The following is a 24,557-nucleotide window of genomic DNA, read 5'->3' as shown; positions in this document are numbered from 1 at the left end:
TCTTATTCGGGAACGGAGTGTTGGCTTGCGGGGGTCTGACGGCTGCAGGCCACCCTCTCGTTCCTATATAATGGAACGTCGTTGCGACATGTGGTTATCGCTGTCAACCCCTGTGGCGATGTCACATAACGATGTCGGCCTTTATTATCCGACAAATGTCGGCTCGGATTGATGCAAGGCCGCTCCCGTTATATGGGGTAGGTGTGCGATAAATGGAACGAGGCGGCCCGAAAATTTTGACAGCGCCGCTGGGGGAGGACCATATATGCCGCTGGCCCCGGGGCTCGCGCTTCTCTTGCTCGCCGACGCTGCGACGGCGCCGGTAACCTTCATCTTGTCAGATGCGCCCGCCGCCGCCGGCACCCAGCCGGTGGCGAAGGATCGCGCCTATGCGAAGGGCGGCTTCGGCTATGAGCCTGACGCTACGGAAACGGGCTTTCTCTTCTCTGTGGCGGTGCCCGAGGGCAATTATCGCGTCACGGTGAGATTGGGCGACAGGCGCGTCGCGGGGCGCACCACGATCAAGGCCGAGTCGCGCCGGCTGATGCTGCGCAACATCGCCACCCGGCCCGGCCAGTTTCGCGAAGCCAGTTTCCTCGTCAACGTTCGCACCGCGCAACTCGTGCCGCCGCCCGAAAACGCGCCGGGCGGCGTTTCGGTGCGACTGAAATCGCGCGAGGCGGGCAGCTATACGTGGGACGAGAAGCTCACGCTGGAATTTCTTGGGCAACCGAAGGTCGCGGCGATCACCGTGGCCCCCGCCGACGTGCCGACGCTCTATCTGGTCGGCGACTCGACCGTGACCGACCAGCGCGCCGAACCCGCCGCGAGCTGGGGGCAGATGCTCCCCGCGATGCTCGACAACACCGTGGCGGTCGCCAACCATGCCGAGTCGGGCGAGACGCTCAAATCCTTCCTCACCGCGCTGCGGTTCGACAAGGCGCTGTCGCGGATGAAGCCGGGCGACTGGCTGTTCATCCAGTTCGGCCACAACGACCAGAAGCAGCAATGGCCGCAGACCTATGTCGATCCGGCCACCACCTACCCGGCCTATCTGCGCACCTATATCGCCGAGGCGCGGCGCCGCGGCGCGCATCCGGTCCTGGTCACCTCGCCAGAGCGGCGCAACTTCGACGATGCCGGTCGCATCAAGGACACGCTGGGCGCCTATGCCGATGCCGTCCGCCGCGTCGCGAAGGAGGAGGGCGTGCCGCTGATCGACCTCAATGCGGACAGCCGCGCGATCTACGAGGCGCTGGGGTCGAAAGTGGCGCCGAGCGCGTTCAACGATGGCGGGGCGGACAAGACGCACCACAATAATTATGGCGCCTGGCTGCTCGCTAGCGCGGTGGCGGAGCGGATCCGTGCCAACATCCCCGAACTGGCACCGCATATCAGCCTGCCCGCTTTCTCACCCGCCGCCCCGCCGACCGCGGAATCGCTGGCGATCGCACCCAGCATCGCGCGCAGCGCCGAACGGCCGGCGGGGAATTGAGGTGGCGATCCGCATGACCCGCCGCGATGTCGGCCTCGGCCTGCTCGCCGGCCCGATCCTCCTGCCCTTCCCCGCCCATGCCGCGTCGATGATCGACGTGCGCACCCACGGCGCAAAGGGCGATGGCCGCAGCATCGACAGCCCGGCGATCAACGCCGCGATCGACGCCGCGGCGCAGGCCGGCGGCGCGACGGTGGTGCTGCCGCGCGGCCGCTATCTCTGCTTCTCGATCCGCCTCAAGAGCCGCGTCACCCTGATGCTCGCCAAGGGCGCGGTGATCGAGGCGGCGGATCCCGCGCGCCACGCCGGCCATTATGACATGCCCGAGGAAGGCATCGAGCAGCTCTATCAGGATTTCGGCCACAGCCATTGGCAGAACAGCCTGATCTGGGGAGACGGCGTTGAGGATGTCGCGATCACCGGCCCCGGCCTGATCGACGGCAAGGGCCTCACCCGCGACGGCCCCGGCGCGCGCTGGAAGAAGCAGGCGGGCGAACGGCCGCTCTCGATGCGGGCGATGACCCAGAAGCAGATCGACGAGCTTGAGCCCGCTGCGCAGGCGATGCGCGGCAAGGGCAACAAGGCGATCGCGCTGCGCAACGGCCGCAACATCCGCCTGACCGGCTTCTCGATCCTCAAGGGCGGCCATTTCGCGATCCTCGCCACCGGCACGCAATCGCTGCAGATCGCCGACCTCAGCATCGACACCGATCGCGACGGAATCGACCTCGATTGCGTGCGCGACGTGCTGGTCGAACGCTGCCGGGTCAATTCGCCCAATGACGACGGCATCGTCGTCAAGAGCAGCTATGCGCTGGGCAAGGCGATCGCCGCCGAGAATATCGTCATCCGCGACTGCGCGGTCTCCGGCTATGACATGGGCACGATGCTCGACGGGACGAAGCGCATGACGCAGGAGATCGCGCCGGACCAGGATCGCGTCACCGGCCGCATCAAGCTCGGCACCGAGAGCAATGGCGGCTATCGCAACATCATCATCAAGGATTGCAGCTTCACCCGCTGCCGCGGCCTCGCGCTGGAAACGGTCGACGGCGGGGTGATGGAGAATGTCGTCGCGACCGGCCTGACGATGAACGACGTGACCACCGCGCCGATCTTCCTGCGCATCGGCGATCGCCGGCGCGGGCCCGAGGGCACCGGCGTCGGCGCGATCCACAATGTGGTGATCAGCGAGGTCGAGGCGCGCGGCATCGATCATCGCTTCCCCGCCGCCGTCGCCGGCCTGCCGGGCCACCGGGTGTCGGACGTGGTGCTGAAGGACATCGCGCTGGTCTATCGCGGCGGCGGAACCGCCGCCGATGCCGCGCGCAAGCCCGCCGAGTTGGCTGACGCCTATCCCGAGCCCAGCATGTTCGGCGTGCTTCCCGCCTGGGCGCTGTGGGCGCGCCATGCCGAAAAGCTGCGCATCGCCAGATTCCGCGCCGAAACCATGGCGCCCGATGCCCGCCCGCCTTTCCACATCGAGGATGTTTCCGCCCTTTCCGTCACGGAGACGCCGCTATGGAAAGCTTAGGATTTGACGCCAGGATGCGGGCAGATTACCATATGTCGCAATTCAAACCCACATAATGGAACACGGAGGGGGCATGTCCATCCACGCCTTCAAGATGCAGCTCAAGCCCGGTGTCGTCGACGAGTATCGCCGCCGCCATGACGAGATCTGGCCGGAACTGTCCGAGCTGCTGACGCAGACCGGTGTCTATGATTACTCGATCTTCCTCGACGAGGAGACGCTGTCGCTGTTCGCCGTGCTCAAGCTGCGCGAGGAGAACAGCCGTGACAGTCTGCCCGAGCATCCGGTGATGAAGCGCTGGTGGGACTATATGGCCCCGCTGATGGAGGTGGAAGCCAATAACCGCCCCGTCGAATGGCCGCTCACCCCGCTGTTCCACCTCGCATGAGGATGATGATGCGCCCGATCGCCGCCGCCATCCTGCTCGCCTCCTCGGCGCTCGCCGTCCCGGCGTTCGCGCAGGACGCCAAGCCCACCGTCAACCTGTCCGCGCCGGAGCAACGCTTCGGCCGCGTCTCGTTCGACGGCCGCTCGCTCAAGATCGACGGCAAGCGCACCGTCGTCTGGTCGGGCGAGTTCCACCCGTTCCGCCTGCCTAGCCCCGATCTGTGGCGCGATATCCTGCAGAAGATGAAGGCGAGCGGCTTCAACACCGTGGCGCTTTACTTCGACTGGGGCTTCCATAGCCCCAAGCAGGGCGTGTACGACTTCTCCGGCATCCGCGACATCGATCGCCTGCTCACCATGGCGGACGAGGAGGGTCTCTATGTGATGACCCGCGCCGGCCCCTATGTGAATGCCGAATTGACCCGCGGCGGCTTCCCGGGCTGGCTGGTCAACCAGCGCGGCAAGGCGCGCACCGACGATGCCGAATATATGGCCGCGTCCGACGAGTGGCTGAGCCGGATCAATGCGATCATCGCCCGCCACCAGATCAACGGCGATGGCAAGGGCAACAAGGGCAGCGTCATTCTCCATCAGATCGAGAATGAGCTGTCGGCGACCACCCCGGCGCAGCGCCGCTACATGGATCATCTCTACGCCAAGGCGCGGGCGGACGGCATCAACGTGCCGATCTTCCACAATGATCAGGGCCGCAACGGCTATTGGGTGCCCGAGAATTCGCCGATCGAGAAGGTCGTGAAGGGCCCGAACGACATGTATGCGTTCGATGGCTATCCGGGCGGCACCTGCACCGTCACCGGCCAGCCGACGCGCGGCTCGGCGGCGCCGGACTGGGGCTATTACGGCCCCGGCGGCGCGCGCGGCGGCGCCTCCGCCTCGCCCAACACGCCCGGTTTCGCGGCCGAGTTCGGCGGCGGCTGGTTCGACTATTGGGGCTCCAACGGCGGCTATGAGTGCAACGCGATTCAGCGCGGCAAGCGCTTCCAGCGCGTGTTCTACGGTACCAATCTCGCCAACGGCATCGGCATCCAGAGCTTTTACATGACCTATGGCGGCACCAGCTGGGGCTGGCTGCCGGCGCCGGTGGTTTTCACCAGCTATGATTATGGCTCGGCCATCTCCGAGCCGCGCACGATCCGCCCCAAGGCGGAGGAGCTGAAGCAGCTCGGCGGGCTGATCGCCGCGGTGCCCGATCTCGCCGGCATGGTCCCGGCGGGCAGCGTGCAGATCTCGTCGCCCAACATTCAGGTCTATCACAACAAGAGCCCTGAAACCGACGCGCGCTTCCTGATGGTGACGCACAAGCCGTCGAACGGCCAGACCAACGACAGCTTCACCATCACCGCCGACCTGCCCGATGGCCGCTACACCTTGCCGCAGGCGGGGCCGATGCAGCTCAACGGCTTCGATGCGAAGTGGCTGGTCGCCGGCGTCAAGCTGGGCGGGCAGAAGCTGGTCTATTCGACCTCCGAACTGCAGGCGCTGCTCAAGATCGACGGCGGCGACCTCGCCCTGGTCTACGGCCGCGCCGGCGAACAGGGCGAGACCGTGCTGCGCTATGCGGCCGAACCGAAGGTGACGGTGGTCGAGGGCAATGTCACCAGCGCGTTCGACGCGTCGAAGGGCGATCTCCGCCTCAACTATGCCCATCAGGGCCGTTCCATCGTGACGATCGAGAGCGCCGGCCAGCCGAAGCTGACACTGCTGATCGGCGACGAGGCGGAAGGCGCGCGCTACTGGCGGCAGGACAGCGCGGCGGGCACGATGCTCGTGCGCGGCCCGGCGCTGGTCCGCACGGCCACCGTGCGCGGCGGCCGGCTCGCGCTGACCGGCGACACCTCCGCCGAGACTCCGCTGGAGATCTGGGCGCCCGCGAAGCTGAAAACATTGAGCTGGAACGGCGCCGCCGTCGCGCTCCGCGCCGGCAAGGCGGGCAGCCGCGTCGCCAGCAAGCCGCTTGCCGGCCCCGCCGAGATCGCGCTGCCGCGCCTGACCGGATGGAAGATGGCGGAAGGCTCGCCCGAGGCGAAGCCCGACTTCGACGACAGTACATGGGCGGTGGTCGACAACCGCTCCAGCGCCAGCATCACCGCGCGACCGGATGGTCAGCCCAACATGGGCATGGACAGCTATGGCTTCCATGATGGCGACGTCTGGTATCGCGGCCGCTTCACCGGCACGCCGGACGCAAAGCTGCTCCGCCTGTTCTACGGCGCCGGCGGTGCCGGCCTCGCGCAGGTCTGGCTGGACGGCAAGTTCGTCGGCCAGCATGAACTGCCCAGCGGCCTGCCCCGCCCGATCACCACCGGCGTCGCCGAACTGGCGCTGCCCGCGGAGGCGCAGGCCCCCGGCGAGCATGTGATGAGCGTGATGGTGCGCAACAACGGCCACAACTGGGATCTCGACGTCGACGATTTCCACAAGGAAGCGCGCGGCATCGTCTCCGCCTCGATCGAGGCGCCGGGCGGGCGCAGCTTCGGAGTGCCGATCGCGTGGAAGATCCAGGGCAAGCAGGGCGGTGAGGACATCACCGATCCGGTGCGCGGCGTCGCCAACAATGGCGGCCTCTATGGCGAGCGCGTCGGCTGGCACCTGCCGGGGTTCGACGACAGCAAATGGCAGGCCGCCACTGTCCCCGCCACCCAGGCGGCGGCGGGCACGAGCTGGTATCGCACCAGCTTCGACCTCGCCGTGCCCAAGGGGCAGGATGCCACGATCGGCATCGCGCTGGGTGACAGCGATACGCCCCGTTCCAAGGCGCGCTACCGCGTGCTGATCTTCGTCAACGGCTGGAACATGGGCCAGTTCATCGCCCATATCGGCCCGCAACGCGTGTTCCCGGTGCCCGAGGGCATACTCAACCACCGGGGCACCAACCATATCGCGCTCGCCGTCACGTCAGACGGCGCGCCGGGTGACGCGCTGGAGGATGTCCGGCTCGTCACGCTTCACAACGTAAGGGGCGGGCTGCCCGTGCAGATGGTCTCAGCCCCCTCCCGCCCCTCGGACCTCAACTAGGAGACAAGAAGTTGGCCGCCCTCAATCATGACGTTCCGCGCGCGGACGTGACAGCCGCCGTCGCGAAGCTGATGGACAATCTCGTCAACATCAAGGACGAGACCGGCGAATTCCTGCTCCATCTCGAAGATGGCCGCATCATCGACACCAAGGGCTGGGCCGGCTGGGAATGGACCCACGGCGTCGGCCTGTTCGGCATGTGGCGCTATTATGAGCAGACCGGCGACAAGGCGGCGCTCGCCATCATCAAGCAGTGGTTTGAGGATCGCTTCGTCGAGGGCACGCCGACCAAGAACATCAACACGATGGCGCCGTTCATCACGCTCGCCTATCTCTACGAGCTTGAGCCGGATCCCCGCTACATCCCCTATCTGGACACCTGGGCCGAATGGCTGATGGCGCCGGACGGCCTGCCCAAGACCGAGGAAGGCGGCTTCCAGCACATCGTGTACAACGATGTGAATCCGGGCGAGATGTGGGACGACACGCTGATGATGAGCGTGCTGCCGCTCGCCAAGATCGGCCTGCTGCTGAACCGCCCGCATTATGTGGAAGAGGCCAAGCGCCAGTTCCTCGTCCACATCAAGTATCTGTTCGACAAGAAGACCGGCCTGTGGTTCCACGGCTGGGATTTCAACGGCCGCCACAATTTCGCCGAGGCGCTGTGGGCGCGCGGCAATTGCTGGGTGACGATCGCGATCCCCGAGATCATCGAGATTCTCGACCTCGCCCCCGGCGACGCCTTCCGCACCTTCCTGATCGACACGCTCGCCGCGCAGGTGAAGACGCTGGCCGAGACCCAGGACGCCGAAACCGGCCTGTGGCACACGCTGGTCGTCGATCCGACCTCCTATCTCGAAGCCTCGGCGACCGCCGGCTTCGCCTATGGCATCCTGAAGGCGGTGCGGAAGGGTTATCTGCCGCGCCACTATGAGGAGGTCGGCATCAAGGCGGTGAAGGGCGTGCTCGCCAACATCGACGAGGCCGGCGAACTTAAGCAGGTCAGCTTCGGCACCGCGATGGGCGACACCCAGCAGTTCTACAAGGACATCGCGCTGACCTCGATGCCCTACGGCCAAAGCCTCGCCATCTGCGCGCTCGCCGAGTTCCTGCGGACGTATATCTGACTTAATCTCCTCCCCGGAATGGGGAGGGGGACCGCGCGCCAGCGCGTGGTGGAGGGGCCGGCGCCGAAGCTTCCGCTTCAACGCGCTCGGAGCGACAAGGTCCGAGCCGGCCCCTCCACCACCGCCTTCCGGCGGCGCTCCCCCTTCCCGAGCAAAGCTCGGGGAGGACATGCTATGCCGATTAGCCTACCGGGAGAGTGACCTTGCCGACCGATCCAGCCGCCAAAGCGCGCCCGGTACGCCTGATCAATTACATCGCCTACGGCTCCAACGACGTGCTCGGGGCCGGCTCGATGGCCGTGATCTCGGGCTGGGTGCTGATCTTCTACACCCAGTTCTGCGGTCTTAGCGCAGGCCAGGCGGCGACGATCTTCGCGGTCGCGCGCGTGCTGGATGCGTTCGCCTCGCCGATGATCGGCTATATCTCCGACCATTTCGGCGGAAGCTGGCTCGGCGCGAAGTTCGGCCGCCGGCGCTTCTTCATCCTGGCGGCGATCCCACTCCTGCCCAGCTTCGCGCTGATGTGGCTGCCGGGGCAGACCTTCTGGTATTATCTCGTCAGCTATGTGCTGTTCGAACTGGTCTATGCGATGGAGATCATCCCGTTCGAGACGCTCGCGGCGGAGATGTCGACCGACTACAAGACCAAGGCCAAGTTCGCCGGATCGCGCATCCTGTTCGGCCAGGTCTCGGCGATCCTCGCCGGCTTCCTGCCGCTGTGGCTGATCAACGCGCTCGGCCGCGACAGCGCCGACACCTTCTTCTACATGGGCATCATCTTCGCCGCCTTGTTCATGGCGACGGCCGCATTCCTTTACCTGTTCAGCTGGGAACGCTTTGTTCCGGGCTCGCCCGAGGCGCGCGCCCTCTCCCACACTGGCGCCACCGGGCTCGGCAGCGCGTTCAAGGCGCTCTACCGCAACCTCTTCTCGACGATGCGGATCCGCGCCTTCCGCCTGCATCTCGGCATGTATCTTGGCGGCTATATCAGCCAGGACATTTTCAACGCGGCCTTCACCTTCTTCGTGATCTTCGCACTGGCGGGGTCCACCGCGATCGCCTCCGGCCTGCTCGGCACGATGTATATCGTCCAGTTCGTCGCGGTGATCATCGCGATCAACCTTGCACTGCGCGCATCGCCGCGGGTCGCCTACCAGATCGCCGCGGTGGCGTTCGCGGCGGGCGCCGTGACCCTGGTCGCGCTGTGGTCCGGCGGGATGACCGCGACGAGCTGGGTGCTGTGGGTGCCGATCGTGCTTGCCGGCCTCGGCCGCGGCGCGCTCAACTACATCCCCTGGGCGACCTACAACTATATGGCGGACGTCGACGAGGTGGTGACCGGCCAGCGCCGCGAGGGCAGCTTCGCCGGCGTGATGACCTTCGTCCGCAAGGCGACGCAGGCGGCCGCGGTCGCCGGCGTCGGCTTCATCATGCAGGCCGGCGGCTTCGTCTCCGGCGCGACCACCCAGACCCCGCAGGCGGTGCTGACGATCGCCATCCTGCTCGGCGCCGGCACCGTCGGCACGCTGTTCGCCGGTATCCTCGTCTCGACCCGCTTCCGCCTCGACGGCCGCACCCACAGCATATTGATGAGCGAGATCGAGCATCTCCGCAGCGGCGCCCGCGCGCCCTCCTCCGAGGCCAATCGCGCAGTGGTCGAGGATCTGTCGGGCTGGCGCTACGAGCAGCTCTGGGGCAACAATCCGGTCGCCGGGGTGAAGCACTGATGCTCGCAGCGCTTCTGATGATGGCGGCGGCCGCGCCAGCCGCCGCCACGGTCGCGCCGAAACCGTTGTTCCGCGACCCCGTCCATGACGGCGCCGCCGACGCAACGATCACCCGCGACACGAAGACCGGCGAGTGGGTGATGTTCTACACCAACCGCCGCGCCGACCTGCCGCTGGAAGGCCCCAAGGACGTCCGCTGGGTGCATGGCACCCATATCGGCGTCGCTCGCTCCAAGGACGGCGCCAACTGGCGCTACAGCGGCGTCGCGAAGATCCCGGCGAAATGCACCGGCGCAACGTTGTGGGCGCCCGACGTGCAATATTTCGACGGGCAGTGGCATATGTGGCTAACGGTCGTCCCCGGCGTGTTCGAAAATTGGAACGCCCCGCGCTTCATCGTCCACCTGACCAGCAAGGATCTCAAGCGATGGTCCTGCGGCGAGCGGCTGGACCTCGGCTCTGACCGGGTGATCGACGCGAGCGTCGTCGCGCTACCGACAGGCGGCTACCGCCTGTTCTTCAACGACGAGCGCCAGAACAAGGCGATCGTCTACGCCGACGGCCCCGACCTCGTCCACTGGACGGTGAAGAAGCGCCTCACCGACACCCCCGGCGAAGGCCCCAAAGCGTTCCGCTGGAAGGGACGCTGGTGGCTGGTGTCGGATGCGTGGAAGGGCCTGCTGGTCATGCGCTCCGACGATGGCGAGAACTGGACGCGGCAGGAGGATTATATTCTCAGCCAGCCCGGTACGCAGCCTACCGACCGCCAGAAGGGCCAGCACCCCGACGTGATCGTCGCCGGCGACGGCGCCTACATCGTCTATTTCGTCCACCAATATGGCGAGGACGAAGCGAAGGCGAACGAGGATTATGGCCGCCGCACCGTCCTCCAGATCGCCGAGCTGAAGGAGCAGGACGGCCGCATCATTGTGGACCGCGAAGCCCCGGTAACGGTGAAACTGGACTGAGCGCAGGATCGACAGAAGGCCCCTACAACTCTGGGGCGAACGGAACGGGCAGACGGCCGCACCAATTTCGGGGACACAATACTAAACTCGATTTCGATATTGTGTCCCCGAAACTAATGTTGTGTCCCCGAAACTAATGGGCGCTCCATTCCACATCTCCCTGAACTGAGCTCAAGGCGCAAAACAGCTCGATCTTACAGAAACCCCACCTGCCGCAACCACGCCGCGCACAGGTCCGGCCAAGCCGTCACCGGCATCCCCACCGTATCGAGCGCGAACCCGTGCGGCGCATCCGCGAAGACGTGCAGTTCCGCACGCCCGCCCGCGCCGAGCAGCGCGCGGTGCAGGCGGTACGCATTCTCCACCGGCACCACCGCATCGTTCGCGGCATAGACCACGAACGCCGGCGGCGGCGCGGGCAACAGGTGCGCATCCGGTTGCAGCCGGTCGTACATCGCCTGCTTCTCTTCGGGCGGCAACGGCGGCTTGTCGGGCACGATCGTGCGGCCCTTGGCATTGGTCGAGATCGGCGCGTAGCCGACCACCAGCACGTCGGGCCGCGTTGCCGCATCCGCCGGTGCGCCATCCCACTCCGACGGATATTCGGCGGCGAGGCAGGCCGCGAGATGGCCGCCCGAGGAGAGGCCGACCACGCCCAGCCCACCCTCGGCGAGCCCGCTGGCGCGGATCGCGCGCATCGCCGCCATCGCATCGTCGAGCGATGCCGAGACGCCATGCGCGGCGTTGGGGAAGCGGTGGATCAGCACGAAGGCATGATAGCCGAGCCCGGCGAGCCAGCGCGCGACCTGCACGCCCTCACGCCCCGCCATCAGCATCGTATAGCCGCCGCCGCCCAGCACCAGCATCGCGCGGCCATTGGGCGCCTGCGGCACGAAGCCGAGCAGCACCGCGCGGTCGACCGCGGCGACCACCGCCGCCCCCGCCGCGGCATCCGCATCCTGCACGGTGAAGGCGCCTTCCGCCTCCTCGCCATCGAGCGTCCAGAGCAGGTCGGCGGCGTCGGTCAGCATCGTGTCTTGGCTCCAGACTTGGCGGGCGGGCATGGATGGGTCGGATAGGCTTCGCCGTCGAGTTCGGTCGCCTCACGGACCACCTCGACGCGGTCGCCCGCGTCGCGCATCTCGTAAAGCTTGCCGAGCGCGAAGGTGAAGGGGCGGTGCAGCACCATCATCAGCTTTCCCTCGAAGCTGCGGAAGATCATGCCATGGCCGCTGTCTCGCTCGACCAAGGTGCCCAACTGCTCCCACGGGCCTTCGAGTTCGCCGGAGCGTGACCGCGCCAGCGCCTGGACATAGCCTTCCACGCCATAGCTCGACCACAGCATCAGCAGGCTGCCATTCTCGGTGCGGATCAGTTCCGGCCCGTCGGTGACATAGACGGTGCTGCCATCGGGTTGCTTCTGCCCGACCGCCCACTTCGCCTCGTTCGCGCGGAACAGCAGCTTGGGCGGGCCGGCGGCGGCGAGATCGTCGGTCAACGGGATCGCTTCGATCGTGCCGACCGTCGTCTGCATCCACTCATGCGCATAGACCAGCCACGGCTTGCCGGCGCGATCGACGAACAAGGTGCCGTCAAGCGTCATCGTCGCCGCGGGCACGATCGGTTCGCCGCCGCGCACCAGTTCGAAGGGGCCGTCGACCCGGTCGGAAACCGCGAGAATGGTGCCGCGGCGATAGGGCTTGCGGCCGGTGCCGGCGACGGCGGGCAGCGCCAGCGCTTCGTTGTGGAAGGTGGCGAAGAGGTAATATTTCCCCTTCCACTCGTGCACCTCGGGCGCCCACGCCCCCCCCTCCGCCCAGCCGCCTTCGGGCAGCGCGAAGGCCAGCTTCGGGCGCGACCAATGCTTCAGGTCGCGGCTGGCATAGACCATGATGCCGAGGCGCTTGTCGCCGGTCATCGCCGCGTCGTTGCGGGTGAAGAGATGATAGGTCTTCGTCGCGGGATCGGCGACGATCCACGGATCGTGCAGGCGCAGCGCCGTCATCGGCAGCGGCGCGTCATCGGGCGCATGCGCGACAGCCGCCGGGCCGGCCAGAGCCAGCGCGGCGGCTGCGAGCAATGTGGTTCGTGCGGCACGGTGAAAGCGCGTCATCAATACTCCGGCGCGGGTAAAACGAAGCCCCTCCCCGTCATGGGAGGGGCTAAGAGCTCACATCGCCAGCAGGTTGCCGTAGCCGATCACCACCGTCGCCAGCAGCAGCACGCCCACGCCGCCCCACACCGTGGCCTTCACCGCGCCGCTGGCATCCTTCCACTCGCGGAAGGCGAAGCCCCAGACGGTGCCGAAGATGATGATGCTCGCCATGTGCAAGGTCCAGCTCGAGAAGCCGAGGCTGCCCATCTGGCTCTCGCCCATCGAGTAGAAGAAGAACTGGAAATACCAGGTCACCCCCGCCAGCGCGCTGAACGCATAGTTGGTGAGCAGCCGCGCACCGCCCTCGGAAACGCCGGCCTCCGCCGCGCGATCGTCATTGGCCTTGCCGAACCATTGCGCGGCGCTGCGGTTGCGCGTGATGAGGTAGGCGCACCACACCGTATTGGTGACGAGCCCGCCGAACATGACGACGCACAGCACCGGCAGGCCGGTCCACAGCGGGCCGGTGCCGGCGTTCGCCGACAGTGCCTTGATCGGCTCGCCCGCCGCCAACCCGAAGGCGAAGCAGGCGGACATGATGCCGGCGAAGATCGCGACGATGATGCCCTTGCGGAAATCGAACTCGGCGACCGCGGCGGCCTTCTGCTCGGGCGTGAGCGTCGCATCCTTGCGCGCCCCCGCCATCGCGACGATGACGATGCCGACCACGGTCAGCGCGATGCCCGCGAGCACCACCTGCCCCGAGGTGGTCGCCAGCAATTTCTCGTGGAACTCACCGAGGAACAGCGGCGGCATCAAGGTGCCGAACACGGTGCACAGCCCCAGCACCACCGCCATGCCCAGCGAGAGGCCGAGATAGCGCATGACGAGGCCGTAGCCGAGCCCGCCAAAGCCCCACAACATGCCGAAGATCACCCCCCACATGATCGAACTGGAGGGCGCGGAGCCAAGAACGCCGAGCAGATCCTCGGTCTGCAGCGAGGCGAAGAACCAGGGCGCGAACAGCCAGGAGAAGATGCCGCCGGTCAGCCAGTAGATCTCCCAGTTCCACCGCTTCACGCCACGGAACGGCACATAGAAGCTGGCCGAGGCGAGACCGCCCAGCCAGTGGTACATAACCCCGAGCAGCGGATTCATAGGTCGAGCCCCAGCCGATAGATGCGGTTTGCGTTGCGTGCGAACAGGTCGCGCCGGTCGTCCTCGGAAAAATCCGCGAGGATCGCGTGATAGGCTTCGAGATAGCGGTCGAGCGGCGCGAACAATTTGTCAGTCGGCGCATCCGACGCGACCATGCAGCGGCTCACGCCGAACAGGTCCACCGCCTCGAGCACGAAATCGCGGATCGTCTCGACCGACCAGTCGCGGCGGATGAAGCCGAGGCCGGAAAGCTTGACGGAAACATGCGGAATCGCGGCGAGCGCAGTAAGGCCGGAGCGCCATTCGGCGACGCCATCCGCATCGGTCAGCACCGGCATGCCGAGATGGTTGACGATCACCGGCACATTTGCATGGCGCTCGATCAGCGGCACCAGCCCCGGCATCTGACCGGGATAGCATTGCAGGTCGAACGACAGGCCGTGCTTGCCGAGCTTGCCATAGCCGGCCTGCCACTGCGCATCCTGCGTCAGGTCGCGCGGGCCATAGGTGCGGCGCGGCTCGGGGTGCCAGTTGACGATGTGACGGATGCCGCGAACGCGGGGATGCGCGGCCTGTGCCGCCAGCAGGTCATCCACGTCCGGCGCGTCGAGCGCGGCGAAGGCGACGAGGCCGGTCGGCAGGCCGTGCTTCGCGGCAACCTCTTCCAGCCAGCGGGATTCATCGAGCGCGTGCTCCGCATCGGCGCCGGCATCGACATGGACCGCGCCGACGACGTTCCAGCGTTCCAGGTCGGCGCGATAGGCATCGACGCCATAGTCGATCGCGATCGCCTCGACGCTGCCGTTCGGCCCGTCATTGGTGAAGGGCCCGGTCAGCCAGGAATAGCGGATGTGCGCGAGATCCCAGAGGTGGATATGCGCATCGACGAAGGGAATTTGCGCCGTCACAGGCCTCTCCAGATACGGCGCGGCGCCCGGCTCTTCTGTGGCCGGTTCGCCGCGCTGCTATGATCAGTAGGTGGTGCGGCCGCCCGAGGTGTCGAAGGTCGACGCGGTGGTGAAGCTGCACTCTTCCGAGGCCATGAAGCACACCATCGCGGCCGATTCCTCGACCAGGCCGAGGCGGCCCATCGGGATCTTGGAGCGCATATATTCTACCTGGCTCGGCGGAAGCTGCTCGAGGATCGGGCTCTCGAAGGTCGCCGGGGTCAGCGCGTTGGCGATGACGCCCTTGCCCGCCAGTTCCTTGCCCAGCGACTTGGTGAAGCCGAGCACCCCCGCCTTGGTCGCCGAATAGGCCGAGGCGTTCGGATTGCCTTCCTTGCCGGCCACTGACGACACGTTGACGATGCGGCCATAGCCCTGCGCGAGCATCACCGGCACGATCGAACGGCAGCAATAGAACAGGCCGTTGAGGTTGATGTCGACGACGCGCTTCCAGCTATCGAGCGGGAATTCATGCACCGGCACGGTGGCGCCGGTGATGCCCGCCGAGCAGATCAGGATGTCGATCTTGCCCAGCGCCGCGGCGGTATCCGCCGCCGCCTTGGCGACCGCGTCCGCATCGGACACGTCAAGCGCGACGGTGAAGCTCGCGCCGGTTTCTTCCTTCGCGGCCGCCAGATTGTCGGCGCTCAGATCCCACAGCGCGACCGTGCCGCCCTCGGCGACGATGCGCGCCGCGCTCTGCTTGCCGAGACCCGAGGCACCGCCGGTGATGACCGCGGTGCGGCCGGCGAAACGTCCAGCAAACACGCTCATGCGGCCACCAGATCGTCGAGGCGGCGCCATTCGGAAACCTGCTGGCGCTGGGTGCCGAGCTTGGCGATGCCCAGCTCCATCACGTCGCCCGCCTTCAGGTAAATCGCGGTCGGCTTCTTGCCCTCGCCCACGCCCGGGGGTGTGCCGGTGATCATCAGGTCACCCGGCTGCAAGGTCACATACTCGCTGACATAGGAGATGAGCTGCTTGATGTTGAAGATCATCGTGCGGGTGTTGCCGGTCTGCATGCGCTCGCCATTGACGTCGAGATGCATGTCCAGATCCTGCGGGTCGCCCACCTCGTCCGGCGTCACCAGCCAGGGGCCGGTCGGGCAGAAGGTGTCATGGCCCTTGCCCTTGCTCCACTGGGTGCCGCGGTTCTTCTGGTTGAAGCGCTCGGACACGTCGTTGACCAGCACATAGCCGGCGACGCAATCCAGCGCCTCTTCCTCGGAGACGTAGCGCGCGGTCTTGCCGATGATCACGCCCAGCTCGACTTCCCAGTCGCCATGGGTCGAACCTTTGGGCAGCACGACCTCGTCGTTCGGGCCGCTCAGGCTCGACAGCGCCTTCATGAACATCACCGGCTCGGTCGGGATCGGCAGGTTCGATTCGATCGCGTGATCCTCATAGTTGAGGCCGATCGCGACGATCTTGCCGACGCCCTTGAGCGGCACGCCATAGCGCGGCTCGCCCTCGACCACCGGCAGCGACGCGACGTCGGCGGCGAGCGCCGTCGGCAGCGTCTCGATCGTCAGGTCGTCGACGACGCCCGAGAGATCGCGGATCGCACCGTCGGCGTCGACGATACCGGGCTTTTCCTGGCCGCGCGGGCCAAAGCGACAGAATTTCATGCTGATCTCGCCTTGTTTAAGGTCAGTGTCTTGCAGCTCAGTGCGTGTAGGGGCGGTGCATCGCGATGTCGCGATTCAGCTCCACGCCGAAGCCCGGCGCATCGAGCGCGCTCGCCTTGAGGCGGCCGTTCTGCGGCACCGGCTCACCGATGAGCTGCGGGTGGAACATCGGCACCACTTCCGTCGGCCCCGGATGCATCATCAGGAACTCGGCGAACGGGCTGTTGTGGCGCGTGATCACGAAGTGATAGCTGTAGACCGACGAGCCGTGCGGCACGACCATCTTGCCATGCGCATCGGCGAGCGCGCTGATCTTCAGCAACTCGGTCACGCCGCCGCACCAGCCCACATCCGGCTGGATGATGTCGCAGCAATCCATTTCCATCAGCATGCGGAAGCCCCAGCGGGTCGCCTCATGCTCGCCGGTGGTCACCAGCATGCCCTTGGGCACGTTGCGCTTGAGCTGGGCATAGCCCCAATAATCGTCGGGGCTGATCGCCTCCTCGATCCACTTGAGGCCGACCTCGTGCGCGGCGATGGCGAGGCGGGTCGCATAGTCGACGTCCAGCGCCATCCAGCAGTCGAACATCAGCCAGAAATCGGGGCCGACGCGCTCGCGCATCTCGGCCAGTTCGGCGATATTCTTGTGGAGGCCCTCGATGCCCTCGGCCGGGCCGTGGTGCAGCGGCATCTTGCCGCCGATGAAGCCGTTGTCCTTGGCGACGTCCGGACGCGCGCCGGTCGCGTAGAACTGCAACTCGTCGCGCACTGCGCCGCCGAGCATGTGGTAGACCGGCTCCTGCCGCAGGCGGCCGAGCAGATCCCACAGCGCGAGGTCGACGCCCGAGATCGCGTTCACGACCAGGCCCTTGCGACCATAATATTGGGTCGAGAAGTACATCTGATCCCAGATCTTCTCATATTCGGTCGGGCTGCGGCCCTCGAGGAAGCGGGCGAGATGCTTCTCGACGATATACGCCGCCGGCTCGCCGCCGGTGGTCACCGCGAAACCGATCGTGCCGTCTTCCGCCTCGATCTCGACGACGAGGGTGCCGAGCACGTTGATGCCGAAGCTCTGCCGCGACTGCCGATATTCGGGGTAGCGCGACATGGGGGTGGCGATATGGTTGTCGATCCAGTGGCCATCGCCCTGGTCATGATAATCGGCACCGCCACCACGAACGGTGAACGCCCGGACATATTTGATCTTCGGCAAAGACGCGATCGTCACTCGACAGGCTCCCAACAGATAAGGCACGCACCCGGATGCTTGCGCAGACCCAAACATGTGCGCCCACGTTCCATCATATGGACATGAGACGCAATGTGCTCCAGCGTACGAAACTGTCTGCCGACAGGCGCCGTGGCCCGCACCCCCATCCTTAAACCGGTTTACTTTCTCACTTATTGGGATAGGATGTTATTAGATGAGACAGAAGGCGTCAAACGAAGAATCGGCGTCGGGCGAGGAAAAAACGCGGACACAGGGCAGCCAGACGCTGCTGCGCGGGCTCGACATGCTGGACAAGGTGATCGACGGGCCGGTGCGGCTCGCCGACCTTTCGGAGCGTATGCAGCTCACCCGCTCGACCACGCACCGCCTCGCCAACGCGCTGATCGATCGCGGTTTTCTCACCTTCCTCCCGCGCGAAGGCTATCAGCTCGGCCCTAAGCTGATGCAGCTCGGTTTCCTCGCGCAGAGCCAGGCGGACGTGGTTCAGATCGCCCGCCCCCATCTGGAGGCGCTGGCGACTCTGAGCGAGGATACCGTCCATCTCGGCCGCCTCGACGGCGATCTCGCGCTCTATCTCGACAAGATTCCCGGCCGCCGCCGCGTCGACATCTCCAGCCGCATCGGCGATCGCCAGCCGCTGACCTCGACGGGGCTCGGCAAGGCGCTGCTGCTCGACGATCGCGAGCCGCACTGGCGCCGGCTCTACGACGCCGATCATGAGGCGGGCGACGTCAAGATCGCCTATGACGTCTGGCTCGATCGCATGAAGGGCTATGTCGAAGCCGGCCGCACCTTTGACCTCGAGGAAAATGAGGACCAGATCCGCTGCGTCGCTGCCCCGATCCGCGACGCCTCCGGCGCGATCGTGGCCGCGATCAGCGTGTCGAGCGCAGCGCAATATATGGCGGACGAGCGCATGGCGACGCTCAGCGACGATGTGTGCGAGACCGTCCGGCTGATCAGCACCGATCTGGGGTGGAGCCCGGATGCCAAACCACCCCGCCGCACCCAGCGGCGCTGACACCCCTTACCCCAACGAAGGAAGCCCCCGTGAAGCTGCTTGAAGGCAAGACCGTTCTCGTCACCGGCGCATCGACCGGCATCGGCCGTGCGGCTGCGATCGGCGCCGCCCAGCATGGCGCCAATGTCGTGATCAACTATGCGAGCAGCGATGCCGCCGCCGCCGACTGCGTCGCGCAGATCGAGGCGACCGGCCAGCGCGGCCTCGCGGTGAAGGGCGACGTCGCCGATCCGCAGACCGCGCAGGATTTCGTGGCCAAAGCAGTCGACGCGTTCGGCTCGGTCGACGTGATGGTGAGCAACGCCGGCATCTGCCCGTTCCACGCCTTCCTCGACATGCCGGTCGACGTGGTCGAGCGCACCTTCCGCGTGAACCTGCATGGCGCCTATTTCATGGTGCAGGCAGCGGCCAACCAGATGGTCAAGCAGGGCAAGGGCGGCTCGATCGTCGCGGTCTCGTCGATCTCGGCGCTGGTCGGCGGCGAGTTCCAGACCCACTACACCCCCACCAAGGCCGGCGTTCACTCGCTGATGCAGTCGACCGCGATCGCGCTCGGCCGTCACGGCATCCGCTGCAACAGCGTGCTCCCCGGCACCATCCTGACCGAGATCAACAAGGACGATCTCGCCGACGTCGAGAAGCGCAAATATATGGAACAGCGCACGCCGCTCGGCCGCCTCGGCATGCCCGAGGATCTGGCCGGCCCGATCGTGTTCCTCGCGTCCGACATGGCCGCCTATGTCACCGGCGCCGCGCTGCTGGTCGACGGCGGCATGTTCGTCAACCTGCAGTGACGATGGAGCTCGACCGGCGCGGCCTGCTGCTGGCGGCGGCGGGGCTGGGTGTGGGGGCGGCAGCCGCCCCCGCCATCGGCGCTGCCGCATCCGCACGCGCGGTGCCGCCGCCGGCGGGCTTCACGCGTATCAACCTGTGGCCGGGCAAGGCGCCCGGCGGCGAACGGGTGACGGTGACGGAAGAGAGCGGCCCGCGGAAGCCGGACAGCGGACCCGAGGACAGCTATTACGCGCACATCACCACCCCGACGCTGACCATCCTGCGGCCGAAGAAGCCCAATGGCCGCGCGATGCTGCTGATCCCCGGCGGCGGCTATGTCCGCGTCGTGATCGGGCATGAGGGCTATGCGATCGCGCACCGGCTGGCGGAGGCGGGGTATACCTGCTTCATCCTGCTCTATCGCCTGCCGGCGGACGGCTGGGCGGCGGGGCCCGAAGCGCCGCTGCAGGATGCCCAGCGCGCGCTGCGGACGATGCGCAGCATGGCGGGCAAGGAAGGCTTCGACGCGGAGAAGATCGGCGTGATGGGCTTTTCCGCCGGCGGCCACCTCGCCGCCTGGCTCACCGCCCGCGCGCCCGTCGAGACCTATAAGCCGATCGACGCGATCGACCGCGAGCCTGTTCGCGCCGCGATCGCCGCCTATATGTATCCGGTGATCCTGATGCAGGGCGACCATGTCCATCGCGGCTCGCGCACCCAGTTGCTCGGCGCCGATCCGGCGCCGGAGAAGATGCGCGCCTATTCGCTCGACCAGGACGTGTCGGCCGAGACCCCGCCGGTGTTCCTCGCCCACGCGCTCGACGACAAGTCGGTGACGCCGGAGAACAGCCTGGCGATGCTCGCCGCGCTGCGCGCGAAGCAGATTCCGGTGGAATGTCATTTGTTCGAAAAAGGCGGCCACGGCTTCGGCATCGTGCCGCAGGCCGGCGCGACCGCGCTGTGGCCGGAGATGTTCCTCAAATTCGCCGCGGCGCACGGGGTCTGACGATGAATCAAGCGGCGCCCCAGGTTGCGCTGTTCGCCACCTGCCTGGTCGACCTGATCCGGCCGCGCATCGGCTTCGCCGCCGTTGCCGCGCTGGAAGCGGCCGGCTGCGAAGTGATCGTGCCCGAGGGGCAGACCTGCTGCGGCCAGCCCGCGCTCAATTCGGGCGACCGCGACAATGCGGCAGCGATCGCGAAACGCACCATCGCGCTGCTCGAACCCTATGAGCATATCGTCGTCCCCTCCGGCTCCTGCGCGGGAACGATCCGCTGCCATTATCCCGAGATCTTCGAGCATGACGCCGAATGGGGCCCGCGCGCCATCGCGCTGGCGGCGAAGACCTTCGAGATCATGGCCTATCTGGACGAGGTGCGCGGCTGGCGGCCCGAGGGCGTCAGCCTCCCCGCAAAGGCCGCCTATCATGATAGCTGCTCGGGTCTGCGCGAACTCGGCATCAAGCGCCAGCCGCGCCGGCTGCTGGGGGCGATCGACGGCCTCGCGCTGACGCCCCTTGCCGGCGAGGAGACCTGCTGCGGCTTCGGCGGCACCTTCTGCGTCAAATATCCCGCCATCTCCAACGCAATCGTCGAGGAAAAGGCGCAGGCGATCGAGGCGACCGGCGCCGACCTGCTGCTCGCGGGCGATCTCGGGTGCCTGATGAACATGGCCGGCAAGCTCAACCGCCGCGGCGCGCCCGTGCGCGCCTTCCACGCGATCGAACTGATCGCCGGCATGGGTGACGGCCCGGCGATCGGGGAAGAGCAATGAGCGGTTTCAAGGATCGCGTCGAGACCGCGCTGGCCGACCGCACGCTCAAGATCGCGGTCGAGCGCACCGCCGGCACCGCCGAGGCCAAGCGCGCGGTGGCGGTGGACGCCTTCCCTGATTTCGAGCGCGCGCGCGACCGTGCGGCGGCGATCAAGGATCATGTCGTCGCCAATCTCGGCCATTATCTGGAAGCATTCGAGGCCAATGCCGTCGCCGCCGGCGCGAAAGTGCATTGGGCGCGCACCGCGGACGAGGCGTGCCGGATCGTCATCGATTTGTGCAAGGTAGCGGGCGCGAAGAGCGTTGCCCGCTCCAAATCGATGCTCGGCGAGGAGATCGGCCTCCCCCACGCGCTCGCCGATGCCGGCATCGGCCGCATCGAGACCGACCTTGCCGAACATATCATCCAGCTTGCCGACGAGCGGCCCTCGCACATCATCTGGCCGGCGATGCACAAGACGCGCGAGCAGGTCTCCGCCTTGTTCAAGGCGCGCCACCGCAGCCCGCATGAGGAAGAGACGATCGCGGCGATGGCGGAAAGCGCCCGTCGCGAGTTGCGCACCCAGATGCTCGGCGCCGATGTCGGTATTTCCGGCGCGAACTTCCTGATCGCGGATACCGGCGCGATCTGCACCGTGACCAACGAGGGCAATGCCGAGTTGTCGCTGGTGCCGCCGCGCGTCCACATCGTCACCGCCGGCATCGAAAAGCTGGTGCCCTCGATGGCGCACGCCACCCACATGCTGCGGATGCTCGCGCGCTCCGCGACCGGCGCCGCGCTGACCCAATATACGACGTTCTACACCGGCCCGAAGCGCGCCGGCGATCGCGACGGCCCCGAAGAGATGCACATCGTGCTGGTCGACAATGGCCGCACCAAGATGCGCGCCGAGGGCCTCGCGGAGATGCTGCGCTGCATCCGCTGCGGCGCCTGCATGAACCATTGCGTGGTGTTCCGGCAGATCGGCGGCCATGCCTATGGCGGCACCTATCCCGGCCCGATGGGCGCGGTGCTCACCCCTGCGCTGGACGGGCTGCCCAAAAGCCGCGAACTGCCCAACGCCTGCACGCTCAACGGCAAGTGCCAGGAAGTGTGCCCGGTGAAGATTCCGCTGCCCACCCTGCTGCGCGGCTGGCGCGAGAAGAGCTGGCGCGAGGGGCTTGAGCCGACTTCGATGCGCGCCGGCATCGGGCTGTGGGCGTGGGTGGCGCGGCGGCCGGCGCTCTATCGTCTCGGCACCGGCATGGCACAGCGCGCGCTGCGGCTGTGGGGCCGCAATGGCTGGATCCGTTCGCTGCCGCTCGCCGGCGGCTGGACGCGGCATCGCGACATGCCCGTGCCGAAGGGCGGCACTTTCATGACGCAGTGGAAGAAGAAGAACCGCCGATGACTGCGCGCGACGACATCTTGGCCGCGCTCGGCGGCACTGCGCCGGCGGGCACGATCGCGCGCGAGGCGGCGGCGCTGCTGCTCGCCCCCGAACGGCCGGCGGTGGACCCCTCCGCGGTCGAGACGGAGTTCCTCGCGAAACTCTCGCTGCCCAGCGTCGCAGCCACGCATGACAAGATCGCGGACCTCGCCGACCTGCCTGCCGCGATCGCCCGCTACCTCGCGGTTCACGAACTGCCGCCCGCGCTCTATCTGCCGCCCGACCCGCGCCTCGACGCGTGCGACTGGTCCGCGACCAAGGCGCATGACAGCGTCGCTCCCGACGAACCGGCAGCGCTCGCCATCGCGCGCTGCGGTATCGCCGAGACTGGATCTCTGGTGTTCGAAACCGGCCCCGCCACGCCGATGCTGCCCAATTTCCTGACGCTGCATCATATCGTGCTGCTGTCGGTCAGCGACATCGTGCCGCATCTGGAAGATGCCATCCTCCCCGGTGCCCAGCCGCGCGCGCACTATTGGGTGACGGGGGTGTCGGGCACCACCGACATTGAGGGCACCTATGTCCGCGGCGCGCACGGGCCACGCTTCCTGCACGTGATCCTGCTAAGCCGCCAGTTGGCCGCGTGATCCACAATATGGCACACAAGTTCAAAACGGCAGGTGGACAGCCTCGCCAAGTCATATAAATAGCCGGCGGCATATGGCGCAGGACGCAAGTTTGATCGGAGCCTTGGCATGACGGACGGCGCCTTCCTCGCCATCGACTGGGGCACGACGAATCGTCGCGTCTATCGCATCGCCGCCGACGGCAATGTCGAGGCCACCGTCCGCACCGATCGCGGCATCCTTTCCATGGAGCCCGCCGGCTATGCCGCCGAAGTCGCCGCGATCCGTGCCGAGATGGGTGACCTGCCGATCTTGTGCGCCGGTATGGTCGGCTCCAACCGCGGCTGGGCGGAAGTGCCCTATCTCCCCTGCCCGGCCGATATCGCCGGTCTTGCGCATGCGCTGCACTGGGTGGAGCCCAGCCGCACCGCGATCGTCCCCGGCGTCGCCTGGCATGGCACCGCCCATGCCGATGTGATGCGTGGCGAGGAGGTGCAGTTGCTCGGCGCCACCCTCGCCGGCCTCACCCCGCCCACCGCTTTGCTCTGCCAGCCCGGCACCCACTGCAAATGGGCGTGGATGGAGGATGGCCGGATCGACCGCTTCACCACCGCGATGACCGGCGAGATCTTCTCGCTCGTCCAGCGCCACAGCCTGCTCGCCGCGCAGATGACCGGCAAGGTCGAGGCGGGCGACGCCTTCCTGCGCGGCGTCGCCGATGCCGGTGAGGGCGATGTGCTCGCCCGGCTGTTCGGCGTGCGCGCCGATTTCGTCACCGGCCGCACCCCGGCGGGGGACGAAGCCTCCTATGTCAGCGGCCTGCTGATCGGCACCGACGTGTGGGCGCGCAAGCCCTCGCAGGCCCCCGCCATCGGCCTGCTCGCCGATCCTGTGCTCGGCGCGCTCTATTCCGCCGCGATCGCCGCGGCCGGCGGCCAGGCGACCCTGGTCGACAGCCATTCCGCGTTCATCGCGGGCATCACCCATATCTGGAGGCACGCAGCATGACCGCTCCCGCCGCATTCACCACCGCCTTCGCCGCCTGCCCGCTCGTCGCCATCCTGCGCGGCGTGAAGCCGGACGAGGTGGAGGCCATCGGCGACGCGCTGGTCGACGCCGGCTTCACCCTCATCGAGGTGCCGCTGAACTCGCCCGACCCGCTGGTGTCGATCGCAGCACTCGCCAAGCGCCTCGCCGGCCGCGCGCTGGTCGGCGCCGGCACGGTGCTGACGCCAGCGCAGGTGGGTGAGGTCGCCGCCGCCGGCGGCCAGCTCATCGTCTCGCCCAACACCAACGCCGCGGTGATCGAGGCGACGGTGGCCGCGGGCATGGTCTCGCTGCCCGGCTGCTTCACCCCCACCGAGGCGTTCGCCGCGCTTGCCGCCGGCGCGCACGGCCTCAAATTCTTTCCCGCCGAGGCGATGAGCCCCGGCGTGCTCAAGGCGCAGCTCGCGGTGCTGCCGCGCGACGTGCCCAAGCTGGTGGTCGGCGGCATCGCCCCCACCAATATGGGCCCGTGGCACGCCGCCGGCGCGCATGGCTATGGCCTGGGCTCGGCGCTGTTCAAGCCGGGTCTCGATGCCGCGGCGGTGGGCGCCAATGCCCGCGCCTTCGTCGAAGGCTGGCGCGCACTCTGAGCGCGGCCTTTCCCTTTCCC

Annotated in this window: 22 protein-coding genes; 15 read left to right on the top strand and 7 right to left on the bottom strand. The window is 67.1% G+C overall.

The window, feature by feature from the left end; genetic code table 11:
* Positions 1-265 precede the first annotated feature (265 nt).
* From FHS96_RS12290 to FHS96_RS12260, 7 genes are all read left to right on the top strand, one after another.
* Positions 266-1,495 carry a rhamnogalacturonan acetylesterase gene (locus FHS96_RS12290; RefSeq protein WP_429591464.1) on the top strand — a complete coding sequence of 410 codons (1,230 nt, stop codon included), beginning with the start codon at positions 266-268 and terminating at the stop codon, positions 1,493-1,495.
* 13 nt (positions 1,496-1,508) lie between these two features.
* Entirely contained in the window at positions 1,509-3,029 is a 1,521-nt protein-coding gene (locus tag FHS96_RS12285) for a rhamnogalacturonidase (RefSeq protein WP_429591461.1), read from the top strand.
* Between the two features lie 73 nt (positions 3,030-3,102).
* Positions 3,103-3,417, top strand: coding sequence for an L-rhamnose mutarotase (rhaM, locus tag FHS96_RS12280; RefSeq protein ID WP_429591459.1), 315 nt, complete (start codon positions 3,103-3,105; stop codon positions 3,415-3,417).
* A gap of 8 nt (positions 3,418-3,425) precedes the next feature.
* The gene (locus FHS96_RS12275) at positions 3,426-6,452 is read left to right on the top strand and encodes a glycoside hydrolase family 35 protein (protein WP_429591456.1); all 3,027 of its coding nucleotides are present in this window, start codon (positions 3,426-3,428) and stop codon (positions 6,450-6,452) included.
* 11 nt (positions 6,453-6,463) lie between these two features.
* Positions 6,464-7,579, top strand: a complete 1,116-nt coding sequence (bglB, locus tag FHS96_RS12270; protein WP_429591454.1) for a beta-galactosidase BglB — start codon at positions 6,464-6,466, stop codon at positions 7,577-7,579.
* A 203-nt stretch (positions 7,580-7,782) separates the two neighbouring features.
* Complete coding sequence (locus FHS96_RS12265) at positions 7,783-9,306, top strand: MFS transporter (protein ID WP_429591451.1); 1,524 nt, start codon at positions 7,783-7,785, stop codon at positions 9,304-9,306.
* On the top strand, positions 9,306-10,274 hold the full coding sequence (locus FHS96_RS12260; RefSeq protein WP_429591449.1) for a family 43 glycosylhydrolase: 969 nt from the start codon (positions 9,306-9,308) through the stop codon (positions 10,272-10,274). Before FHS96_RS12265 ends, FHS96_RS12260 begins: the two co-directional genes overlap by 1 nt.
* A 194-nt stretch (positions 10,275-10,468) precedes the next feature.
* Here FHS96_RS12260 and FHS96_RS12255 read toward each other — a convergent pair whose 3' ends face one another.
* The 7 genes from FHS96_RS12255 to rhmD all read right to left on the bottom strand — a co-directional run bounded on the left by FHS96_RS12255 (position 10,469) and on the right by rhmD (position 17,333).
* A complete protein-coding gene (locus tag FHS96_RS12255; protein WP_429591446.1) occupies positions 10,469-11,305 on the bottom strand; it encodes an alpha/beta hydrolase in 837 nt (278 codons plus the stop codon).
* Positions 11,299-12,387: a glycoside hydrolase family 43 protein gene (locus FHS96_RS12250; RefSeq protein WP_429591443.1), complete on the bottom strand. Its 1,089-nt coding sequence runs from the start codon at positions 12,385-12,387 to the stop codon at positions 11,299-11,301. The genes FHS96_RS12255 and FHS96_RS12250 overlap by 7 nt, the downstream gene beginning before the upstream one ends.
* Before the next feature lie 57 nt (positions 12,388-12,444).
* Positions 12,445-13,527 (bottom strand): L-rhamnose/proton symporter RhaT, encoded by a 1,083-nt coding sequence (gene rhaT, locus FHS96_RS12245; RefSeq protein ID WP_429591440.1) that lies wholly within the window; start codon positions 13,525-13,527, stop codon positions 12,445-12,447.
* Positions 13,524-14,435, bottom strand: coding sequence for an amidohydrolase family protein (locus FHS96_RS12240; protein WP_429591437.1), 912 nt, complete (start codon positions 14,433-14,435; stop codon positions 13,524-13,526). The genes rhaT and FHS96_RS12240 overlap by 4 nt, the downstream gene beginning before the upstream one ends.
* Positions 14,436-14,498: 63 nt before the next feature.
* On the bottom strand, positions 14,499-15,248 hold the full coding sequence (locus FHS96_RS12235) for an SDR family NAD(P)-dependent oxidoreductase (RefSeq protein ID WP_429591435.1): 750 nt from the start codon (positions 15,246-15,248) through the stop codon (positions 14,499-14,501).
* A complete protein-coding gene (locus FHS96_RS12230; protein ID WP_429591432.1) occupies positions 15,245-16,102 on the bottom strand; it encodes a 2,4-didehydro-3-deoxy-L-rhamnonate hydrolase in 858 nt (285 codons plus the stop codon). The genes FHS96_RS12235 and FHS96_RS12230 overlap by 4 nt, the downstream gene beginning before the upstream one ends.
* A gap of 37 nt (positions 16,103-16,139) precedes the next feature.
* Positions 16,140-17,333, bottom strand: a complete 1,194-nt coding sequence (gene rhmD / locus FHS96_RS12225) for an L-rhamnonate dehydratase (protein ID WP_429591429.1) — start codon at positions 17,331-17,333, stop codon at positions 16,140-16,142.
* A gap of 196 nt (positions 17,334-17,529) precedes the next feature.
* On the opposite strand from rhmD, the gene FHS96_RS12220 reads away from it, so the two are divergent.
* From FHS96_RS12220 to FHS96_RS12185, 8 genes are all read left to right on the top strand, one after another.
* On the top strand, positions 17,530-18,357 hold the full coding sequence (locus FHS96_RS12220; protein ID WP_429591426.1) for an IclR family transcriptional regulator: 828 nt from the start codon (positions 17,530-17,532) through the stop codon (positions 18,355-18,357).
* A gap of 29 nt (positions 18,358-18,386) precedes the next feature.
* The gene (lra1, locus tag FHS96_RS12215; RefSeq protein WP_429591423.1) at positions 18,387-19,151 is read left to right on the top strand and encodes an L-rhamnose 1-dehydrogenase Lra1; all 765 of its coding nucleotides are present in this window, start codon (positions 18,387-18,389) and stop codon (positions 19,149-19,151) included.
* A 2-nt stretch (positions 19,152-19,153) separates the two neighbouring features.
* On the top strand, positions 19,154-20,137 hold the full coding sequence (locus tag FHS96_RS12210; protein WP_429591420.1) for an alpha/beta hydrolase: 984 nt from the start codon (positions 19,154-19,156) through the stop codon (positions 20,135-20,137).
* A gap of 2 nt (positions 20,138-20,139) precedes the next feature.
* Positions 20,140-20,904, top strand: a complete 765-nt coding sequence (locus FHS96_RS12205; RefSeq protein ID WP_429591417.1) for a (Fe-S)-binding protein — start codon at positions 20,140-20,142, stop codon at positions 20,902-20,904.
* The gene (locus tag FHS96_RS12200) at positions 20,901-22,295 is read left to right on the top strand and encodes a lactate utilization protein B (protein WP_429591414.1); all 1,395 of its coding nucleotides are present in this window, start codon (positions 20,901-20,903) and stop codon (positions 22,293-22,295) included. Before FHS96_RS12205 ends, FHS96_RS12200 begins: the two co-directional genes overlap by 4 nt.
* Entirely contained in the window at positions 22,292-22,921 is a 630-nt protein-coding gene (locus FHS96_RS12195) for a LutC/YkgG family protein (RefSeq protein WP_429591411.1), read from the top strand. The genes FHS96_RS12200 and FHS96_RS12195 overlap by 4 nt, the downstream gene beginning before the upstream one ends.
* A gap of 108 nt (positions 22,922-23,029) precedes the next feature.
* Complete coding sequence (locus FHS96_RS12190) at positions 23,030-23,908, top strand: 2-dehydro-3-deoxygalactonokinase (protein WP_429591408.1); 879 nt, start codon at positions 23,030-23,032, stop codon at positions 23,906-23,908.
* On the top strand, positions 23,905-24,537 hold the full coding sequence (locus FHS96_RS12185) for a 2-dehydro-3-deoxy-6-phosphogalactonate aldolase (RefSeq protein ID WP_429591405.1): 633 nt from the start codon (positions 23,905-23,907) through the stop codon (positions 24,535-24,537). Before FHS96_RS12190 ends, FHS96_RS12185 begins: the two co-directional genes overlap by 4 nt.
* Positions 24,538-24,557: the final 20 nt, after the last annotated feature.

Origin of the sequence: Sphingomonas zeicaulis (assembly GCF_050433225.1) — a bacterium.
GTDB lineage: Bacteria > Pseudomonadota > Alphaproteobacteria > Sphingomonadales > Sphingomonadaceae > Sphingomonas_D > Sphingomonas_D zeicaulis.
Note: the sequence above shows the minus strand (reverse complement) of the source record. Positions and strands in the feature narration are given on the sequence as shown.

What these genes read in the sequence shown, in the direction of transcription:
- FHS96_RS12275 (WP_429591456.1), top strand. Translation starts at nt 3,426, where the DNA reads ATGCGCCCGATCGCCGCCGCCATCCTGCTCGCCTCCTCGGCGCTCGCC.
- FHS96_RS12200 (WP_429591414.1), top strand. Translation starts at nt 20,901, where the DNA reads ATGAGCGGTTTCAAGGATCGCGTCGAGACCGCGCTGGCCGACCGCACG.
- FHS96_RS12290 (WP_429591464.1), top strand. Translation starts at nt 266, where the DNA reads ATGCCGCTGGCCCCGGGGCTCGCGCTTCTCTTGCTCGCCGACGCTGCG.
- FHS96_RS12235 (WP_429591435.1), bottom strand. Translation starts at nt 15,248, where the DNA reads ATGAGCGTGTTTGCTGGACGTTTCGCCGGCCGCACCGCGGTCATCACC.
- FHS96_RS12190 (WP_429591408.1), top strand. Translation starts at nt 23,030, where the DNA reads ATGACGGACGGCGCCTTCCTCGCCATCGACTGGGGCACGACGAATCGT.
- rhaM (WP_429591459.1), top strand. Translation starts at nt 3,103, where the DNA reads ATGTCCATCCACGCCTTCAAGATGCAGCTCAAGCCCGGTGTCGTCGAC.
- FHS96_RS12285 (WP_429591461.1), top strand. Translation starts at nt 1,509, where the DNA reads ATGACCCGCCGCGATGTCGGCCTCGGCCTGCTCGCCGGCCCGATCCTC.
- rhaT (WP_429591440.1), bottom strand. Translation starts at nt 13,527, where the DNA reads ATGAATCCGCTGCTCGGGGTTATGTACCACTGGCTGGGCGGTCTCGCC.
- FHS96_RS12250 (WP_429591443.1), bottom strand. Translation starts at nt 12,387, where the DNA reads ATGACGCGCTTTCACCGTGCCGCACGAACCACATTGCTCGCAGCCGCC.
- FHS96_RS12260 (WP_429591449.1), top strand. Translation starts at nt 9,306, where the DNA reads ATGCTCGCAGCGCTTCTGATGATGGCGGCGGCCGCGCCAGCCGCCGCC.
- FHS96_RS12230 (WP_429591432.1), bottom strand. Translation starts at nt 16,102, where the DNA reads ATGAAATTCTGTCGCTTTGGCCCGCGCGGCCAGGAAAAGCCCGGTATC.
- FHS96_RS12205 (WP_429591417.1), top strand. Translation starts at nt 20,140, where the DNA reads ATGAATCAAGCGGCGCCCCAGGTTGCGCTGTTCGCCACCTGCCTGGTC.
- FHS96_RS12195 (WP_429591411.1), top strand. Translation starts at nt 22,292, where the DNA reads ATGACTGCGCGCGACGACATCTTGGCCGCGCTCGGCGGCACTGCGCCG.
- FHS96_RS12255 (WP_429591446.1), bottom strand. Translation starts at nt 11,305, where the DNA reads ATGCTGACCGACGCCGCCGACCTGCTCTGGACGCTCGATGGCGAGGAG.
- FHS96_RS12185 (WP_429591405.1), top strand. Translation starts at nt 23,905, where the DNA reads ATGACCGCTCCCGCCGCATTCACCACCGCCTTCGCCGCCTGCCCGCTC.
- FHS96_RS12210 (WP_429591420.1), top strand. Translation starts at nt 19,154, where the DNA reads ATGGAGCTCGACCGGCGCGGCCTGCTGCTGGCGGCGGCGGGGCTGGGT.
- FHS96_RS12220 (WP_429591426.1), top strand. Translation starts at nt 17,530, where the DNA reads ATGAGACAGAAGGCGTCAAACGAAGAATCGGCGTCGGGCGAGGAAAAA.